At 61.8% G+C, this 18,855-nt stretch carries 16 protein-coding genes; 7 read left to right on the top strand and 9 right to left on the bottom strand.

Annotated elements, in window-relative coordinates:
- Window positions 1–2 precede the first annotated feature (2 nt).
- From cydD to cydX, 5 genes are all read left to right on the top strand, one after another.
- Window positions 3–1,709, top strand: a complete 1,707-nt coding sequence (gene cydD, locus FHT87_RS01495) for a thiol reductant ABC exporter subunit CydD (protein ID WP_183798912.1) — start codon at window positions 3–5, stop codon at window positions 1,707–1,709.
- A complete protein-coding gene (locus FHT87_RS01490) occupies window positions 1,706–3,397 on the top strand; it encodes an ATP-binding cassette domain-containing protein (protein ID WP_183798908.1) in 1,692 nt (563 codons plus the stop codon). The genes cydD and FHT87_RS01490 overlap by 4 nt, the downstream gene beginning before the upstream one ends.
- A 77-nt stretch (window positions 3,398–3,474) precedes the next feature.
- Window positions 3,475–5,055, top strand: a complete 1,581-nt coding sequence (locus FHT87_RS01485) for a cytochrome ubiquinol oxidase subunit I (protein WP_183798905.1) — start codon at window positions 3,475–3,477, stop codon at window positions 5,053–5,055.
- A gap of 6 nt (window positions 5,056–5,061) precedes the next feature.
- Entirely contained in the window at window positions 5,062–6,216 is a 1,155-nt protein-coding gene (gene cydB / locus FHT87_RS01480) for a cytochrome d ubiquinol oxidase subunit II (protein WP_183733463.1), read from the top strand.
- 12 nt (window positions 6,217–6,228) lie between these two features.
- The gene (cydX, locus tag FHT87_RS01475; RefSeq protein WP_183733466.1) at window positions 6,229–6,351 is read left to right on the top strand and encodes a cytochrome bd-I oxidase subunit CydX; all 123 of its coding nucleotides are present in this window, start codon (window positions 6,229–6,231) and stop codon (window positions 6,349–6,351) included.
- 64 nt (window positions 6,352–6,415) lie between these two features.
- Here the strand turns inward: cydX and FHT87_RS01470 are convergent, their stop codons facing one another.
- The 3 genes from FHT87_RS01470 to FHT87_RS01460 are packed head-to-tail and all read right to left on the bottom strand — an operon-like array spanning window position 6,416 to window position 8,955.
- Complete coding sequence (locus tag FHT87_RS01470; RefSeq protein WP_183798902.1) at window positions 6,416–6,826, bottom strand: VOC family protein; 411 nt, start codon at window positions 6,824–6,826, stop codon at window positions 6,416–6,418.
- A gap of 10 nt (window positions 6,827–6,836) precedes the next feature.
- Window positions 6,837–7,934 carry a Gfo/Idh/MocA family oxidoreductase gene (locus FHT87_RS01465; RefSeq protein WP_183798900.1) on the bottom strand — a complete coding sequence of 366 codons (1,098 nt, stop codon included), beginning with the start codon at window positions 7,932–7,934 and terminating at the stop codon, window positions 6,837–6,839.
- Between the two features lie 10 nt (window positions 7,935–7,944).
- Window positions 7,945–8,955, bottom strand: coding sequence for a Gfo/Idh/MocA family oxidoreductase (locus FHT87_RS01460; protein ID WP_183798897.1), 1,011 nt, complete (start codon window positions 8,953–8,955; stop codon window positions 7,945–7,947).
- A gap of 369 nt (window positions 8,956–9,324) precedes the next feature.
- Here FHT87_RS01460 and FHT87_RS01455 point away from each other — a divergent pair, with 369 nt between their 5' ends.
- Window positions 9,325–10,485 (top strand): fumarylacetoacetate hydrolase family protein, encoded by a 1,161-nt coding sequence (locus FHT87_RS01455; RefSeq protein ID WP_183798894.1) that lies wholly within the window; start codon window positions 9,325–9,327, stop codon window positions 10,483–10,485.
- A 1-nt stretch (window position 10,486) separates the two neighbouring features.
- Here FHT87_RS01455 and scpA read toward each other — a convergent pair whose 3' ends face one another.
- The 4 genes from scpA to tauA all read right to left on the bottom strand — a co-directional run bounded on the left by scpA (window position 10,487) and on the right by tauA (window position 15,408).
- Window positions 10,487–12,622 (bottom strand): methylmalonyl-CoA mutase, encoded by a 2,136-nt coding sequence (scpA, locus tag FHT87_RS01450; RefSeq protein ID WP_183733480.1) that lies wholly within the window; start codon window positions 12,620–12,622, stop codon window positions 10,487–10,489.
- Between the two features lie 100 nt (window positions 12,623–12,722).
- The gene (locus tag FHT87_RS01445; protein ID WP_246698169.1) at window positions 12,723–13,499 is read right to left on the bottom strand and encodes an ABC transporter permease subunit; all 777 of its coding nucleotides are present in this window, start codon (window positions 13,497–13,499) and stop codon (window positions 12,723–12,725) included.
- Between the two features lie 50 nt (window positions 13,500–13,549).
- Window positions 13,550–14,344 carry an ABC transporter ATP-binding protein gene (locus FHT87_RS01440; RefSeq protein ID WP_183798891.1) on the bottom strand — a complete coding sequence of 265 codons (795 nt, stop codon included), beginning with the start codon at window positions 14,342–14,344 and terminating at the stop codon, window positions 13,550–13,552.
- 59 nt (window positions 14,345–14,403) lie between these two features.
- Window positions 14,404–15,408 carry a taurine ABC transporter substrate-binding protein gene (gene tauA / locus FHT87_RS01435; RefSeq protein WP_183798888.1) on the bottom strand — a complete coding sequence of 335 codons (1,005 nt, stop codon included), beginning with the start codon at window positions 15,406–15,408 and terminating at the stop codon, window positions 14,404–14,406.
- 203 nt (window positions 15,409–15,611) lie between these two features.
- Here tauA and FHT87_RS01430 point away from each other — a divergent pair, with 203 nt between their 5' ends.
- The gene (locus FHT87_RS01430) at window positions 15,612–16,967 is read left to right on the top strand and encodes an LLM class flavin-dependent oxidoreductase (protein WP_183798886.1); all 1,356 of its coding nucleotides are present in this window, start codon (window positions 15,612–15,614) and stop codon (window positions 16,965–16,967) included.
- Between the two features lie 97 nt (window positions 16,968–17,064).
- Here the strand turns inward: FHT87_RS01430 and FHT87_RS01425 are convergent, their stop codons facing one another.
- Together FHT87_RS01425 and FHT87_RS01420 are read right to left on the bottom strand one after the other, a co-directional pair.
- On the bottom strand, window positions 17,065–17,724 hold the full coding sequence (locus FHT87_RS01425) for a methionine ABC transporter permease (RefSeq protein WP_183798883.1): 660 nt from the start codon (window positions 17,722–17,724) through the stop codon (window positions 17,065–17,067).
- Window positions 17,705–18,787, bottom strand: a complete 1,083-nt coding sequence (locus tag FHT87_RS01420; RefSeq protein WP_183798880.1) for a methionine ABC transporter ATP-binding protein — start codon at window positions 18,785–18,787, stop codon at window positions 17,705–17,707. The genes FHT87_RS01425 and FHT87_RS01420 overlap by 20 nt, the downstream gene beginning before the upstream one ends.
- Window positions 18,788–18,855 lie beyond the last annotated feature (68 nt).

Below are 18,855 nucleotides of genomic sequence, written 5' to 3'. Positions count from 1 at the left end.
CCATGAGCAGTGCTTTCTTCGACGCGAGAGACCGGCAGACGGCGGGGGCGCCCGCCCGCGAGGCCGCGGCGCACAAGCCGAGCGGGACCAGAAGCCGTCTGCGCAGCGCCGCAATGTTACAGGCATTCGCAGCCACGCTCTGGATTCCGCAAGCAGGTCTGCTTGCATGGTCCGTCGGTCGGCTCGCCGATGGCGGCGGCCTTGCCGATATCCTCTGGCCAGCGGTCTTGGTATTGCTGCTCGGCGTCGTCAAAAGCTGTCTCGATGCGGCTGGCGGCCGCCTTGCCTTCCGCGCAGCACGAGCCGAACTCAGTAAAAAGCGCGTCGCCGCAGTAGGGCTGCTTGCCCGTCTTTCGCCAGTTAATGCGGGCCGCCCTGCATCCGGCGAGGCCGCCAGCGTACTCGGCGAACAGGCCGAGCTGATCGTGCCCTATCTCTCCCGTTTCCAGCCGGCGCGGATGAAGGCGAGCCTCGTACCGCTCGTCATCCTCGTCTGCATCTTTCCGATCTCCTGGATCGCTGCGCTCGTCCTGTTGTTTGCAGCGCCGCTCATTCCGATCTTCATGGCGCTGATTGGCTGGCGGGCGCAGGCTGCGAGCGAAAAGCAGCTTGTCGCAACGGGCGGCCTCAACGCTTTCCTGCTCGATCGCCTGCGCGGGCTTGCAACGATCCGCTCGCTCGATGCGGTCGATGCCACCGCGCTCCGGCTTCGCGCGGAGGCAGAATCACTGCGCACGCGCACCATGGCCGTGCTGAAGATCGCCTTCCTGTCCTCGGCCGTACTCGAACTCTTCTCGGCGCTCGGCGTGGCGATGACCGCCGTCTATGTCGGCTTCAGCCTGCTCGGCGAAATCCGGTTCGGCGCCTGGTCCGGCGGTCTCGACCTTTCGCAGGGCCTGTTCGTATTGCTGCTCGCACCTGCCTTCTTCGAGCCATTGCGTGAACTCTCGGCCGTCTGGCATGACCGCGCCTCGGGCCAGGCTGTGCTGAAGGCGCTGGATGGGCTAGCCGCCGGGGGCTTGGTGCTTCCCGATCAGCAGAATGCCCAGGTTACCGCCGTTTCAGAAGCCTTCGATATACGCCTGGAAAATGTCGGCTTCCGCTATAGACCTGAGCACGTACCGATCTTCGACACATTCAACCTCGGTATCGCCGCCGGCGAACACGTGGCACTGCTCGGCGCCAGTGGTACCGGCAAGTCGACCCTCATGTCGCTGATCGCCGGCCTGGCGCCCTGCAATGAAGGCCGGGTTCTGATCGGCGGCGCGAACGAGGGTCGCGGCAAGATGGCCTGGATCGGTCAGAAGCCGCACATTTTCGCGGGCACCATTGCCGGCAATATTGCGCTCGGCAGACCCGACATCAAAAAGACAGACGTCTCCAAGGCACTCGATCTCGCAAAGCTTGGCAGTGTCGCGCAGGCCTATGGCCATCGCCCGCTCGGCGAGGCCGGCATCGGTCTTTCGGGCGGCGAGGCGCTGCGGCTCGCTATCGCGCGGGCTGCCTGCGATCCCAATATCCGCATCATCCTTGCCGACGAGCCGACCGCCCATCTCGATGCTCAGACGGCGGCCGAGATCACCGAGAGCCTGCTCGCGCTCGCAAAAGGGCGCACGCTGATCGTCGCGACACACGATCCGCTGCTTGCAGCACGCATGCACCGCGCCATCCGCCTTGATGCGGATCGTGTTCAGGAGGCTGCCGAATGACCTCTTTCTTCACCGATATCAAACCGGTCTTGTGTCTTTTCATGCAGACACGCCGCAAAGAGCTGCTGCTTGGCGCCGCATTGTCGGCTGCGACCGTCACGGCTGGCATTGCGCTGCTCGGCCTTTCAGGTTGGTTCATCACCGCGACCGCCCTTGCAGGTCTTTCGGCAACCGTTGCCGCGACCTTTGACGTCTTTGCACCATCGGCCAGCATTCGTTTCCTTGCGATCCTGCGCACCGCGGCGCGTTATGGCGAACGGCTGACTACTCACAATGCAACGCTTGCTGTGCTTGCTGCCCTTCGCGAACGTCTGTTCCGCGGCTGGGCCGCCGCCGGCGCAGCACGCGCGCTTCTCGACCGGCCAGCCCGGCTGCTTTTCCGCCTGACGGCCGATATCGATGCGCTGGATTCACTCTATCTTCGCGTTCTCGTGCCGGCAGCCGTGGCAGTCGGCGCGGCACTCGTTGCCAGCGTCACGCTCGGGCTGATGCATCCGCTGTTCGGCCTGCTCTTCGGCCTTTGTCTCGTTTTAGTGGGGCTTGGCCTGCCGCTCGCTGCCGGCCGGCTGGCGTTGAAGTACGCGCGCCGCCGCGCTTACGGCATTGAAACCATCCGGTCCCGGGCCATCGATCTCGTCGCCGGCCAGACCGATCTTCTCATGGCGAACCGACTTGCCGCACAGCAGCAGGCCATCGCCGCTGCTGACGCCTATACTGCAAAGGCCGACGACCGGTTGAACCGCATCGAGAGCGGCGTGACCTTCGGCTTTGGCCTTTTCTCCACCGCCCTGCTGGTCGCGTCTCTGCTGATCGTGGCCATGCTGATGCGGACCGGCGCGATCACCGCGCCTATTGCCGCGCTCGGCGTGCTCGTCGCATTTGCCGCGACCGAACCTTTCGCCGCACTGCGCCGCGGCGCCCTGGAATTCGGCAGGACGATGCTGGCGTCCAAACGCATCGCGCCACGGCTTTCGGCCGTCAAAGCAGACCTCACGCCTAAAGCTCCGGCCCATGAGCTTGCCTTCGCGCTCCAGGATATCACCGTCGCACATGACGGGGCGACACGGTCAGCATTGCGCAACGTGACGCTCGAGTTGCGCCGCGGCGAGCACATCGCCGTGGTCGGCAGCAGCGGCGCCGGCAAATCGACCCTGCTCTCGCTGCTTTCAGGCGAATTGCCGCCGGCAGCCGGCGTGGCCGCAGCACTGGATACAACCTTGCTCACCCAGCGGACCGAGCTTTTCCAGGATACGCTGCGCGGCAACCTGCTGCTCGCGGCAGCCGATGCCGATGACGATCAGTTGCGCGGCGCGCTCGCCGCTGCCGGCCTGCTTGCCGATGTCGACGCGTTGCCATCAGGTCTCGATACGCCGCTCGGCGAAGGCGGCATGGGGCTTTCCGGCGGCCAGTCACGCCGGCTGGCGCTCGCACGTCTCTTCCTGCGCGATACGCCGCTCTGGCTGCTCGACGAGCCGACCGAGGGGCTCGACGGTCGCACCGCGCGTGACGTGCTCCATCGCCTCGCGCTAAGAGCCGAAGGCCGCGCGCTTGTCATCGCCACGCATATCCGCCGTGAAGCGGCACTCGCAGACCGCATTGTCGTCATCGAGGACGGCCGCATCACAGAGGTTTCGCGCCGTGGAGAGGCGGCGTTCGAAAAGGCGCTCGACCGGCTTCGGCCGGATTGAGCGAACAGGCATGCCCTGCATGGCCGGCCGGCCATGCAGAAACTCTTGATACCCCGTGGGACCGTGGGAGAAAGACAATGGAACTAGACATCGTAGCGCTATCGCGCTTCCAATTCGCGCTGACCGCGCTTTATCACTTCCTGTTCGTGCCCCTGACGCTCGGCCTTTCCGTGCTGCTTGCCATCATGGAAACGACCTATGTCATGACCGGTCGCCAGATCTGGCGACAGATGACGAAATTCTGGGGCACGCTCTTCGGCATCAATTTTGCCATCGGCGTCGCGACCGGCATCGTCATGGAATTCCAGTTCGGCATGAACTGGAGCTATTACAGCTATTATGTCGGCGACATCTTCGGTGCGCCGCTGGCGATCGAAGGCCTGATGGCCTTCTTCCTCGAAGCGACTTTCGTCGGCCTATTCTTCTTCGGCTGGGACAAGCTGTCGAAGGTCGGCCATCTGGCCGCCACCTGGGCGGTGGCCCTTGGGTCGAATTTCTCGGCGCTCTGGATCCTTGTCGCCAATGGCTGGATGCAGAACCCTGTCGGTTCGGCGCTCAATCCGCAGACGATGCGTATGGAGATAACAAGCTTCTTCGACGTGGTCTTCAACCCCGTCGCCCAGGCGAAGTTCGTCCACACGGTTTCGGCGGGTTATGTCTGTGCCTCGATTTTCGTGCTTGGCGTTTCTGCCTGGTACCTGCTCAAGGGCCGGCACGTCGAACTTGCCAAACGCTCGATGACGGTTGCCGCCTCCTTCGGCCTCGCCTCGGCCCTGTCGGTGGTCGTTCTCGGTGACGAAAGCGGTTATCTCGCCACCGAAAACCAGAAGATGAAGCTCGCCGCAATCGAAGCCATGTGGAAGACGGAGCCGGCTCCGGCCGCCTTCACCGCCTTCGGTTTCCCGGATCAGGAAGCGCGCGAAACACATTTCGCCGTCCATATCCCCTGGGTCATGGGCCTCATCGGCACCCGCTCGCTGACGACGGAAATCCCTGGTATCGATCAGCTGGAACAGCAGGCAGAAACCCGCATTCGCGACGGCATCAAGGCCTATGACGCGCTGATGCAGATCCGGTCCGCGCCTGCCCAGGATCAGGTTGCCCAGGAAGTCCGCAGCTCCTTCGAGGATCTCGGCCACGATCTCGGCTATGCCCTGCTCTTGAAGCGCTATGTCGACGATCCGCGTCAGGCAACCGACGAACAGATCGCTCAGGCCGCACGCGACACCATCCCGCATGTGCCGACGCTCTTCTGGTCGTTCCGTATCATGGTCGGCCTCGGCATGTTCTTCATCGTGCTGACGGCAACCTTCTTCTGGCTGTCGGCCCGCCGGCATTTGGACAAATATCCGCTGCTCCTGCGCATCGCGGTATTTGCCATCCCGCTGCCGTGGGTGGCGATCGAACTCGGCTGGATCGTTGCCGAGTTCGGCCGTCAGCCCTGGGTGATCGAAGGCGTGCTGCCGACGGCCGTCGCCGTCTCCAGCCTCGGCGCCAGCACGGTGCTGCTGACGATCTGCGGCTTTGCCGTACTCTACACAACGCTGATCATCATCGAGATGAAGCTGATGCTGAAGGCAATCCAGCAAGGACCGGAACCGGACCACGAGCCGGAAGCAAAGCTTGTTTCCGAAACCCTCGTTCCAGCCGCGGAGTGAACCGTCATGATCCTTCACGAACTTATCGATTATGAAACCCTGCGCATCATCTGGTGGGTGCTGCTCGGCGTGCTCCTGATAGCCTTCGCCACCACCGACGGCTTCGACCTTGGCGTCGGTGCGCTCCTGCCCTTCGTTGCCAAGAACGATGCGGAACGCCGTATCGCTATCAATACGATCGGCGCCACCTGGGAAGGCAACCAAGTGTGGCTCATCCTAGGCGGCGGCGCCATCTTCGCCGCCTGGCCGCCGCTCTATGCGGTCTCCTTCTCGGGCTTTTATCTGGCGATGTTCGCAATTCTGCTTGCGCTCATCCTGCGCCCGGTCGCTTTCAAATACCGCTCCAAGCGCGAGAGCCCTCGGTGGCGCAGCAATTGGGACTGGGCACTCTTCGTCGGCGGTTTCGTGCCGTCGCTGATCTTCGGCGTTGCCGTCGGCAATGTGCTGCAGGGCGTGCCCTTCCGCTTCGCGAACGACATGCGCATCTTCTATGAAGGCTCATTCTTCGCGCTTCTGAACCCCTATGCCCTGCTCTGCGGCCTGCTCTCCGTCGCCATGCTCGTGATGCACGGCGGCGCATGGCTGATGCTGAAGGCAACGGGACCGGTTGCCGAGCGCAGTCGTCGCTACGGCAGTATCGCGGCGCTCGCCGTCATCGTGCTCTTCGCGCTCGGCGGCCTGTTTCTCTGGATGGGTGTCGGCGGTTATCGCATCACCAGCGATATCAACCCGATCGGCCCGTCGAACCCGCTTTTGAAAACCGTGACGCCGGAAGGCGGTGCATGGCTTGCCAATTACCACACCTATCCCTGGATGATTGCAGCACCGATCCTCGGCTTCCTGGGCGCAGGCGCGGCATTCCTTGCCATGCGGGTCCGCCGCGAGGTCGCAACTCTGCTCTTCAGCGACCTCGCGATAACAGGCATCATCTCGACGGTCGGTCTTTCGATGTTCCCGTTCATCCTACCCTCGTCGCTCGATCCAAGGGCGAGCCTGACGGTCTGGGATGCGTCGTCCAGCCACCTGACGCTATTCATCATGCTGGTGGCCACGATCATCTTCCTGCCGATCATCTTTGCCTACACCGCCTGGGTCTACAAGGTGCTGTGGGGCAAGGTCGACGAGAAGAGCGTCACCGACAAGAACAGCCACGCTTACTGAGGAGACGAAACGATGTGGTATTTCGCATGGATTCTCGGCCTGCCGCTGGCAGCCGCTTTCGCCGTCCTCAACGCCATGTGGTACGAACTGGTGGATGACGAAGCCAAGAAAAAGGCGTCGGGAGAACATAGATAAAAGCCGAGGGCGCGGTTCACACCGCGCCCTTTCCTTTCAGCTCATCGCGATCGGCATGACGCTCTCAGGCGAGCCGGTTCTGCGACCGCTCCGCAAGCTCGACAATGATTCCATCCGGATCGCGGACAAACGCGATCCTGTTCAACATCTCGGAATGGACCGCAAAACGCGGCCGTTCCTTGATTTCTACACCCGCCGCTTCCAGGCGGGCGAAGGTTTCCTCGACGTTTTCGAAATGGAAGGTTATGTGCTTGACGCCGGCCGTTCCATCTTGAAGGTCGACAGCTCTTGCGGCACCGCCAGGCGGCGCAAAAACCTCCAGCATGCCACCGCCGGCGTCGAGGAAGGCGACCTGCATGCCGTTAGGCATCTGCTTGCGCAGATGCAGTTTCAGGCCCAGCAGACCGCAATAGAATTCGATCGCGCGATCCATATTGCTGACCGTCATGCCGATATGTTCGAATGATTTCAGCACGATCTTTGCCTTAAACCCCGGCGGCAAGACGCCGTTCTTCTTCCGGAAGCCAGGAACGATAAAGTGGATGATCGGCCGCAATCGGCATCGGCGTCGGCTGGCCGGTACGCTGCGAGTGATAGGCGGCAGTCACCAGCTCCAGGGAGTTGCGCGCATCCTGCAAGGTCACCGGCGGATCGCGGTCCTCGATGATCGCCTGATGGAAGAGCTCAAACTGACGCGTATAGCCGTCTTCCTTCACTTCGTAGCCGGCAAGCGCGGCGTCGATACTGACCTGATGCTCGTCTGTCCCGGCGATGAAGGTCCAGGGATCGCGGCCCATCGTGTAGGGTTCCAGAATGCTTTCGGCGACGAGATCGCTGAAGCAGAAGCGCAGCCTGGAGATTTCCTTGCGGGAGCCGAGCGTCATGGAGAGCGTGGCGAGCGAGCCGTTCTTCATCTTCACCGACAGCGAGGCAGTGTCCTCGACCTCGATCGGGTTGACGAGCGTCGCACCGTAGGAAAACACCTCGGCGCAGGCGCCGTGCACATAGTTCAACATGTCATGGGCGTGGATCGCATGGCCGAGTAGGCCGCCGCCGAGTTCCGTTGCCCATTTGCCGCGCCACGGCACCGCATAATAATCCGGCCCACGCCACCAATGCGTTTCGATTGTGGTGAGGAACGGCTTGCCGGCGAGGCCGCGCTCGATCAACAGCTTCAGCTTCTGCAGGCCGCTGCCATAGCGATACTGGAAGATCGGCATCAGCTTGCGGCCGTTCGACCGAGCGAGGATGCGCGCCATCTCATCCACTTCGGCAATCGAACCGAAGAGCGGCTTTTCGCAGATCACATGCTTGCCACTCTCGATCGCCTTTCTGCACAGCTCGAAATGCGAACTCGGCGGGGTGGCGATATCGATGACATCGAGATCGTCGCGAGCAAAGAGCGAATCCGTATCCTGCGTATATTCGGGAATCTTGTGCTCTTCGCAGAGCGCCTTGCCGCGATCCGCGTCGAGGGAGCAGAGAACGGGAACCTCGAAGAGATCGCTGTTCCAGCTGAAGCCTGTCAAATGCCGTTCGGCAATGCCCGCGCCGAGGACGCCGACGCGCAGTTTCCGTGTCATGATGTTTTCCTTAGCGGGTACCGATGCGGGCTGCCTTCGTCTGTGCTTCGAGCGACAGGCGGCAGACTTCGTAGACGTGGCTCTGCGTCATCGCCGTTTCGCTGCGGTCGCGTACATCGGCTGCGAAAGCATCGAAATAGTCGAGCTTCTCGCTGCTGCAATCGATATGCGTCATCTCCTTGCCGTTGACGAGGAAGAGGTGATCCTTGCCCGGCCGGCCGGCGATATCGATATATTTGCGCAATTCAATATAGCCCTCGGTGCCGAGGATAGTCAGGCGTCCGTCACCCCAGGTCGGCAGCGCCTCCGGCGTGAACCAATCGACGCGGATGTAACCGGTTGCCGTGTCGGAACGCAGCAACACGTCGCCGAAATCCTGGAAAGCCGGTTTCTCCGGCATGCCGAAATTGCCGATCGAGCTGGCGACCACCTCGCCTGTCGTCGAGCCGGTATAGAAAAGGAACTGGTCGATCTGGTGCGAGGCAATATCGACGATGATGCCGCCGAAGGCTTCCGGATCGAAGAACCAGTCCGGCCGCGTCGGCAACTGCAGCCGATGCGGTCCCGTGCCCAGCGTCTGAATGACCTTGCCGATCGCCCCTTCCTTCACCAGCTTGCCGGCCTTGACGGCGGAGCGCACGCAATGGCGCTCGGAGAAGCAGATGGAGAAGATCTTGCCGGTTTCTGCAACGGTGCGTTTGACCTCTTCCAGCTGGGCGAAGGTCGTCACACCCGGCTTGTCGGTCATGACGTCCTTGCCGGCCTTCATGGCGCGGATCGCTAAGCCAGCGCGGTCGCGCGGAATGGCGGCAATGCAGATGACGTCGATCGAGGGATCGGCGAAGATCTTTTCCCGGTCGATCTGCGGCGCATCCGGATAGGTCTTCTCGAACATTTCGCGGATCGCGGGCACTGATGTCTGGGGGCAATAGCCGACGAATTCGGCGCCCGCAGCCAGCAATCCCTTCACATGATCGAACGTGTGCCCATGGTCGATCCCGACGACGGCAAATCTCAGCATCGCAGTATTATCCTCCCGGGAAAACTTTCGCAGGTCGGCATCCGCCGCCCCTCCTCCATGGTGCAAAACAGATAACGAAAGAGTGGCCCTGTCAAGGCAAGATCTGCGGCAAAAGAGTTTTGCCTCCTTGGTAAATATATGAAATAGAAAGGTTATTTTGTATCTAAATAGTTATAAGTTATGACGAAATGCCGCTTTGGCACTTTGTTGCTTTGCACACGCATAAAGCAGGCACGAACCGCTTTTCGCCTGTTGAGACTTGCTCTTGTCCGATGAATGTGCTCGATTTTCGCCGCCGTCGGGTAGGAGGACGGCAGCTATCCAATTCTGCAGGAGCGCTCCCCGCTCCGCCTGTGACGGAAGATCACCATGTCCCATTTCCCCCTCGATGCTGCCGCTTCGGGCGGTCTCTTTGTCGGTCGCGCCTGGAACCCGGAGGTAGCCGGGCCAAGCATCGTGACACTGCGCGATGGCGCCCTCATCGACATCACCTCTGCCGAGGCCCCGACCCTCAGCGCGCTGCTGGAGCGAGCCGATGCGGCGGAGTTCGTCCGAGCCGCAACCGGCAAGCCGCTTGGCACGCTGGAGGAGATCGCAGCCAACAGCACCGGCAGGCCGGATGCGAGTAAGGCCTATCTTCTGGCGCCGGCAGACCTGCAGGCGATCAAAGCCTGCGGCGTGACCTTCGCCCAGTCGATGATCGAACGCGTCATCGAGGAAAAGGCCGCCGGCAACGCGGATCGGGCCGCTTCCATCCGCGAGCGCGTCAGCACGCTGATCGGAGGCAGCCTCACCAATATCAAGGCCGGTTCGCCGGAAGCCGCCAAGGTCAAGCAGGCGCTGATCGAGGAAGGCATCTGGTCGCAATATCTCGAAGTCGGTATCGGCCCAGACGCGGAAGTCTTCACCAAATCGCCGGTTCTCTCATCGGTCGGCTGGGGTTCCGATGTCGGTCTTCACCCGATCTCGACCTGGAATAATCCGGAGCCGGAAATTGTGCTGGCGGTCAACAGCCGCGGCGAGATCAAGGGCGTCACACTCGGCAACGACGTGAACCTGCGCGACGTCGAGGGCCGCTCCGCGCTGCTGCTCGGCAAGGCGAAGGATAACAACGCCTCCTGCTCCATCGGTCCCTTTGTCCGGCTTTTCGATGCGGGTTACAGCCTCGATGACGTGCGCAAGGCCGAGCTCGATCTCAAGGTCACTGGCGAGGATGGCTTCATCCTGCATGGCAAGAGCTCCATGTCGCAGATCAGCCGCGATCCGACCGATCTCGTCAAGCAGACGGTCGGCGCCCACCATCAGTACCCCGATGGTTTCATGCTGTTCCTCGGCACGCTCTTTGCGCCGACGCAGGATCGCGACGCAAAGAACCAGGGTTTCACGCACAAGATCGGCGATGTCGTGGAAATTTCGTCCGCCGGCCTTGGCGCGCTGGTCAATACGGTCCGGCTTTCCACCGAATGCCCACCCTGGACCTTCGGCATCTCATCCCTGATGGGCAATCTCGCAAAGCGCGGATTGCTCTAAGCTACTGGTTCCGCCGGATCCCCTGCAGGAGGTCGAGAACGGAGTTCGCGGCCTCCAGTACATTGGTACCCGGGCCGAAGACTGCAGCAACGCCGTGTTCATGCAGGAATTCGTAATCCTGTCGCGGGATGACACCGCCGCAGACGACGATGATATCGCCACCGCCCTGTTCCTTCAGCCGTTCGATCAGTTGCGGCAGCAGGGTCCGGTGACCGGCCGCCAGCGACGAGACGCCGACGACGTTGACCTTCTCGCCGACCGCCATGCCGGCCGCCTCTTCGGGCGTCTGGAACAGCGGGCCGGCGAGAACGTCGAAACCGACATCGCCGAAGGCCGAGGCGATCACCTTCGCGCCACGATCATGCCCGTCCTGGCCGAGCTTAGCGACCATGATCTTCGGCTTGTGGCCCATGGCTTCGGTTACTTCAGCCATACGGGTTTTCAGGACATCGAGCTCGGGTTCGTCGCGATAAGCGCTGCCGTAGATACCGCTGATAACCTTGGGCGTAGCGAAATGGTCGCCGAAGACTTCGCGCATCGCATCGGAGATTTCACCGACGGTGGCGCGTGCCCGGGCGGCTTCGACGGCTGCTGCAAGCATATTGCCGTCACCACTGCGGGCGACCTCAGACAGAGTCGCCAGCGCTTCCTTCACCTTCGCACCATCGCGGCGTCGTTTGGTGTCCTCGATGCGGCGGATCTGCGCGGCACGCACCGCACTGTTGTCGATCTCCAGAATATCGATTGGATGTTCGGCCTCCAGCCGGTACTTGTTGACGCCGACGATGACCTCGTCGCCTTTGTCGACGGCGGCCTGACGACGGGCGGCAGCTTCCTCGATCAGGCGCTTCGGCAGGCCTTCGTTGACCGCCTTCGTCATGCCGCCGAGCGCCTCGACCTCCTCGATCAACGCCCAGGCCTTGTCGGCCAGTTCCTTCGTCAGGCTCTCCACGTAATAGGAGCCGGCGAGCGGATCGACGACGTTGGTGACGCCGGTCTCGTGCTGCAGGATGAGCTGGGTGTTGCGGGCGATGCGAGCGGAAAATTCCGTCGGCAGCGCGATCGCCTCGTCGAAGGAATTGGTGTGCAGCGACTGCGTGCCGCCGAGCACGGCCGACATGGCCTCGAAGGCGGTGCGGATGATGTTGTTGTAAGGATCCTGCTCCTGCAGCGAGACACCCGAGGTCTGGCAATGGGTGCGCAGCATCAGCGAGGAAGTCTTTTTCGGCTGGAATTCCTCCATGATGCGCGTCCAGAGCAGCCGGGCAGCGCGGAGCTTGGCCGCCTCCATGAAGAAGTTCATGCCGATCGCGAAGAAGAAGGACAAGCGCCCCGCGAAGTCGTCGACATCAAGTCCCTTGGCGATCGCTGCCCGCACATATTCGCGCCCATCGGCCAGCGTGAAGGCAAGCTCCTGCACCAGCGTCGCGCCGGCCTCCTGCATGTGATAGCCGGAGATGGAGATCGAATTGAATTTCGGCATCTCCTTTGCCGTATATTCGATGATATCGGCAACGATGCGCATCGAGGGTTCCGGCGGGTAGATATAGGTGTTGCGGACCATGAACTCCTTGAGAATATCGTTCTGAATGGTCCCCGACAATTCCGCCTTCGAAACGCCCTGCTCTTCGCCGGCGACGATGAAATTCGCGAGAATCGGGATGACCGCACCGTTCATGGTCATGGAAACCGACATGTCCTGCAGCGGAATGCCGTCGAAGAGGATCCTCATGTCCTCGACGCTGTCGATCGCCACGCCTGCCTTGCCGACATCGCCGACGACACGCGGATGGTCGCTGTCATAACCGCGATGGGTGGCGAGGTCGAAGGCGACGGAAAGCCCCTTCTGGCCCGCGGCAAGATTCCGGCGATAGAAGGCGTTGGACGCTTCGGCGGTCGAAAAGCCGGCATATTGCCGGATCGTCCAGGGTCGACCGGCATACATGGTGGCACGCGGGCCACGTGTGAACGGCGCAAAGCCGGGAAGAGTGTCCGCGTCGGCACCGTCGAGATCGGCGGCCGTATAGAGCGGCTTGACGTCGATGCCTTCCGGTGTGTGCCAGGTCAGCGTTTCCGGCGCTGCGCGCAGCTCCTTTTCCGCCAGTTCCTCCCAGTCCGACAGCGTCTTCTTCGTCATTTCATCCTCCGGCATTGTGCGCGTGCCACGCTACCACCTCGCGGTCACGCGGCGCGATACAGCCTTAGGATAATTTGATCAGCAAGGCGATGATAGACCTTCAGCGATGTGCTGCCCAAGGCACGAAGAGCCGTTCGATCAAGCGCGCCAGCAATTCCAGCAGGAAGGCGATCGCGGCGATGACGATGATGCCGCCGATGACGATGTCGGTCACCAGAAACTGCGCTGCCGACTGGATCATGAAACCGAGGCCCTGGCTTGCCGCCACCAACTCGGCTGCGACGAGTGTCGACCAGCCGGCGCCGAGCGCAATGCGCGTACCCGTCAGGATCGACGGGTACGCGCCCGGAAGAATGACATGCAGCAGGAGCTGGAAGCGCGTGGCACCGAAGGAGCGGGCCGCATTGACGAAATCCGCCGGGGCGGATTTGACGCCCGAGACCGTCGACAGGATAATCGGCGGCAGCATGGCAAGCGAGATCACCGTGACCTTCGAGGCCTCGCCGATGCCGACCCAGATGATGATCAGTGGCAGATAGGCAAGCGGCGGCAAAGGACGCAGGAATTCGACGACCGGATCGAGGATACCCTTGCCGATACGGCTCGTGGCGATGGCAATGCCTGCGGGCACGCCGATCAAAAGTGAGACGGCGAGTGCCGCGAAGATGCGCAGCAGGCTCGCCAGAGTATGTTCGGCAAGCGTGGAATCGACGAAACCGTTAACCGCCACATTGGCGAGCGATTTTGCCACGACAAATGGTGACGGCAGGAAAACCGGTGAGACAGCGCCATAGGCCGAAGCGAGGCTCCAGGCGGCGATGATGACGGCGATTGTTACAAACGAGATCCGCAGCGTGCCACGACCTTTCGGCCGCATCTCGACCGGCTGGTCGGAAACTGCTGTCGTGAGTGTTTCTGCCTCGACGCTCATGCAGCAATCTCCTCTTCATCCGCGTGGATGAGCGCGGTCAGCTCGTCATGCAGGCTTTTGAATGCCGCCAGCGCCTTGATCTCCTTTGCGCTCTTGTTGTCGAGCAGCGCCCCGCCGAAATCTGTCTTGATGTCAGCCACGATGCGGCCGGGATTGGGCGCCAGCACGATGACGCGTGTGGCAAGCAATAGGGCCTCGTCAATGCTATGGGTAATCAGCAAGGCACCAGTCTTGCTCTCGGCCCAGACATTGAGCAGGAACTGCTGCATGCGGCTGCGCGTCAGCGCATCCAGCGCGCCAAGAGGCTCATCGAGCAAGAGAAAACGCGGGCCGGAGGCCAGGGCGCGGGCGATGCCGACACGCTGGCGCATGCCGCCGGAGAGTTCCCAGATATTCTTGTCGCCCGCACCGTCGAGCCCGACTTTGGCAAGCAGGTCCGCCGCGCGACGCTGTCTCTCACCTTTCGAGATGCCCTGGAGCTTCAGCGGAAGGGCGACGTTGCCGGCAGCGGTCAGCCAGGGATAGAGCGCATCGTCCTGAAAGACGACGGCCCGGTCCGCGCCTGGGCCATCGATCTCCCGGCCATCGACGAGCAGACGGCCTTCGCTCGGCTCAGCGAAACCCGCCGCGAGATTGAGAAGACTGGTCTTGCCGGAACCCGAACGGCCGATGACGACAACGAATTCGTCTGAAGCGATATGCAGGTTGATGTCCTCAAGCACCCGTCTTTTTCGGCGGCTGCCTGTCTCGATGTAGTCGAGCGATAAGGATTGCAGAGAAAGTATGCTCATGGACATCACCTACAGATGAAACCGGCGCGGCCGGAGCCGCACCGGGACCCTTGGGAGGATCAGAGACCGGCCTTAGCGGCTTCCTTGACCCAGCGGTCGGAGACATAGGGGCTGTAGTCCTTCAGCACGCCAGGGATCTTGCCCTGTTCCAGAAGGAAGGCCGAGGTTTCGGCAACTGCCTTCACCGTGCCGCCGCCCAGGAGATCGGCGCTGGCCTGCTCCTTCAACGTTGGGAAGGTATAACCCTTGAGGAGCGCGGGCACTTCATCGGCCTTGGCGCCCGTCAGTTTCGCGATCTTCTCGGCTTCCGGGGACGTCGCGTTCCAGCTGTCCGGATTGGCGAGATAAGATGCGTAAGCCGCACCCGTGACCTTCACGAAGCCTGTGACGATTTCGGGATGAGCTTCGGCGAACTTCCTGCTGACGATCCAGGCGTCGAAGGTCGGGCCGCCCCACTTGGCAACGTCGGCAGAAGTGGCAAGCATGCTGCCGCTCTTCTTGAGTTGCGCCAGAACCGGATCCCAGACATAGGCGCCATCGATATCACCCCGTTCCCAGGCGGCAGCGATTTCCGGCGGACGCAGGTTGAGGATCTGCACCGATTTCGGATCGACCTTCCAGTGTTTCAAGGCCGTCAGCAGGCTGTAATGCGCTGTCGAAACGAAGGGGGTGGCGATCTTCTTGCCCTTCAGGTCCTCCGGCTTGGTGATGTTCTTGACCGCAAGCGCTTCGGCCTCGCTGATCAGGCCGACGACATAGATCGTCTCGATCGGCAGTTCGCGGCTGGCAGCCGCAGCAAGCGGCGACGAGCCGACATAACCGATATCGATGGAACCGGAGGCGATGGCTGCGATGACATCAGCGCCGCCATCGAATTTCTGCCAGTTGATCTTGGCTCCGGTCTCTTTCTCATAGGTACCATCGGCCTGCGGCACGCGCGACGGCTCGACGATCGGCTGGTAGCCGATATTGAGAGTGACGTCGGCAGCATGGGCCGTATAGGTGGTGAAGGTGAGGACAGCGGCGGCAGCCGTGCCCAGCAGGTTGCGTCGGTTGATTTTCATATCCCTCTCCCGCAATGTTCAAATTCATTCCGCCCGGAATGTGGATAGATCATTGTAAATTCATAGATTTTATAGAGATAGAAAATTTCCGGAATCGGGCATGAAGGATAATTTGCTTCTAAATTGGAGGAGAAAAACGGTGTTTCCCGATCTGCCCGCTGAATCCGCCAATATGACCGACGAAAATCTCAGGACAGTATTCAATGAAGAAAATGCAGATCTACGCCTTCGACATGAACTGCGTCGGCCATATAAACCACGGCATGTGGACACATCCGCGCGATCGTTCGGTGAGCTATACCGATCTCGACTACTGGGCGGATTTTGCGCGCACGGCAGAACGCGGCAAGCTGGACGGTATATTTCTTGCCGATATTGTCGGCATCTACGATGTCTACAAGAACAGCCCGGCCCCGGTTATCGAAACGGGCGCGCAGATCCCGGTCAATGATCCGCTGATGCCGATTTCGGCGATGGCCTACGTCACGAAACATCTCGGCTTCGGCGTGACGGTCAATACGACCTATGAGCCGCCCTTCCTGCTGGCACGACGCATGTCGACGCTCGATCACCTGACGAAGGGGCGCATCGGCTGGAACATCGTGACAGGCTATCTTGACAGTGCCGCCCGCAGCATGGGCTTTGACAAACTGCCGGAGCATGATGCGCGCTATGACGCCGCCGAGGAATATCTCGAAATCCTCTATAAGCTCTGGGAGGGAAGCTGGGACGACGATGCCGTGCTGCGCGACGGGGAGCGCGGCGTCTTTGCGGATGCCTCCAAGGTCCGCGCCGTCAGCCATCAGGGACAATATCACAAGATGGAGGGCATCCATCTCTCGGAGCCCTCGCCACAGCGCACACCCCTGCTCTTCCAAGCCGGCGCGTCCGCACGCGGGCGGGATTTCGCTGCCCGCCATGCCGAATGCGTCTTCATCGCAGGGCCGACACCGCAATCGGCACGCCCGACTGTCGATGCGCTTCGTGCCAAGACGCAAGCGAACGGTCGCGGCGCGGACGCGATAAAGATCCTGAGCCTGATGACCGTCGTCGTCGGAAAGACGGAAAGCGAGGCACAAGAAAAGCTCGCGGAATATCGCCGACATGCGAGCGTCGAGGCCTCGCTGGCGCATTACTCCGCCTCTATCGGCGTCGACTTTTCGAAATACGATCTCGATGACGTGATCGACCAAAGCTCGACGAATGCCAATCAGTCGGCGCTGGCGGCGATCACCAAGCAGGCGGCAAAGCCGGTGACGAAGCGGCAGATCATCGACCAGATGGTGCTCGGCAGCCGGATGACGCCGATCGTCGGTTCGCCGGAGCAGATTGCCGACATCCTGCAGCACTGGATCGAAGAGGGCGGTATCGACGGCTTCAATCTGGCGCGCACCGTGGCGCCGGAAAGCCTCAATGATTTTGTCGATCTCGTGGTGCCTGTGCTGCAGGAGCGCGGCCTGTTCAAGGCCGATTATGCGGAAGGACCGCTGCGCCGGAAGCTGTTCGGCGGAAACGGCCGGCTGCCAGCCGGCCATCCCGCCGCACAGTTCAGGCGCTAGAGCATTCCGCTTATCTTCGAATCACGGAAGCGCTCTACCTCTTTGTTTTCACGCAATTCCGGACGCAAAACCGCTACGCACTTTTGCTGGAATTGCTCTAGGCTGAGCGATGATCAAGGCGGGCAACCAGCCGGTCGCCCAGCCATTGAATGCCGCAGACGAGAACGATAAGGACGACCACGACTGCAATCATCACGTTGGTTTCGAACCGCTGGTAACCGTAGCGTATGGCGAGGTCGCCGAGACCGCCGGCACCAATGGCGCCAGCCATTGCCGATGCGCCGATCAGCGTCACCAGCGTGACCGTGAAACCGGCGACGATGCCCGGCAATGCCTCAGGCACCAGAACCTCACGAATGATCGTCCAGCGATTGCCGCCCATGGCCCGAACGGCATCGATCAGGCCGCGATCGACCTCACGCAGCGACACTTCGGCGATTCGCGCATAATAGGGCGTGGCAGCGATGGCGAGCGGAACGATGGCCGCCCACGTGCCGATCGCCGTGCCGACGATCAGTCGCGTCAGCGGGATCAGTGCCACCAGGAGGATGATGAACGGCACAGAGCGGAAGCCGTTGATAACGGCGCCGAGGATGCGGTTGATCCAGGGATTTTCGGCAATGCCGCCGCGGTTCGTCAATACCAGCGCCAGCCCGAGCGGCAAGCCGGCAACAAGCGATATCACCCCGGAAGCCGCCGTCATCAGCACGGTCTCCCAGAGTGAGCGCAAAAGCAGATTAATCATGATCGGTGTCATAACCAAGCACCTCCACCCGGGCGGACCGGGCCTTCAGAAATTGTTCGACCTTTTCGGCAAGCGCAGGATCGCGCGTGGGAACGGCAATGAAGAACCGCGCCACAGGCTGGTTCTGGATGTGGTCGATGCCACCATGCACGAGGCGGAAGGAATGCGGCAGCGTTGCCGACAGATCGGCAAAGAGAGCGCCCTGTGCCTCCGGCCCGGCGAGATCGACGCTGAGGATCGCTTCCGTGCCGCCTGTCTGCGACAGGCGCGCGGCGATGTGTTCGGGAAGCTGTGGGCGGATGCCGCCGAGCAGGCTCCTGGTGATCGCCGTCTGCGGATCGCCGAAGATCGACCAGACTTGCCCCTCTTCCACGATACGACCGGCATCGATGACGGCGACGCGATCGGCTATGCCGCGCACCACTTCCATCTCATGGGTGATCAGCAGGATCGTAAGCCCGAGCTTACTATTGATATCCTTCAGAAGCGCGAGGATCGAGCGCGTCGTCTCTGGATCGAGTGCCGAGGTCGCCTCATCCGAGAGCAGCAGGGCCGGGCGGGCGGCGAGTGCGCGGGCAATGCCGACACGCTGCTTCTGACCGCCGGATAGCGAAGACGGATAGGCCTTGGCCTTGTCGGAAAGGCCGACCAGGTCCAGCAATTCATGCGCCCGCTTCAGCCGCTCGGCCTTGGCGAGGCCTTCGATCTTCAGCGGCAGCGCGACATTCTCCTCGACGGTCTTGGCCGACAGGAGATTGAAGTGCTGGAAGATCATGCCGATGCGGCGGCGCAGCGGCTGCAGCTCCTGCTCGGCAAGGCCCATGATGTTGCGGCCCTCGATGACGATCTCGCCGCTATCGGCGCGCTCGAGGCCGTTGAGGCAGCGGATCAGCGTCGACTTTCCGGCGCCGCTGCGGCCGATAATGCCGAGGATTTCGCCCTTCTTCACACTCAACGAAATGCCATCGAGCGCTGGTGTCGCGCCGAACCTGCGCCTGACATCCTTCAGCCGGACGACCTCTTCGGCATCAGCCGGCCGCGTCTCGATCCTCGAGGCGGAGACAATTGAATTCATGCTCGTTCCTTCACAAATGCTGAAGGCGGCCCTGGCAGAAAGACCCGGGCCGCCTCTGTTGTTGACGC

The sequence above is a fragment of the Rhizobium sp. BK316 genome (genome assembly GCF_014193695.1).
Classification (GTDB): Bacteria; Pseudomonadota; Alphaproteobacteria; order Rhizobiales; family Rhizobiaceae; genus Rhizobium.
The sequence above is the reverse complement of the archived record's forward strand: the minus strand, read 5'-3'. Positions and strand labels throughout refer to the sequence as shown.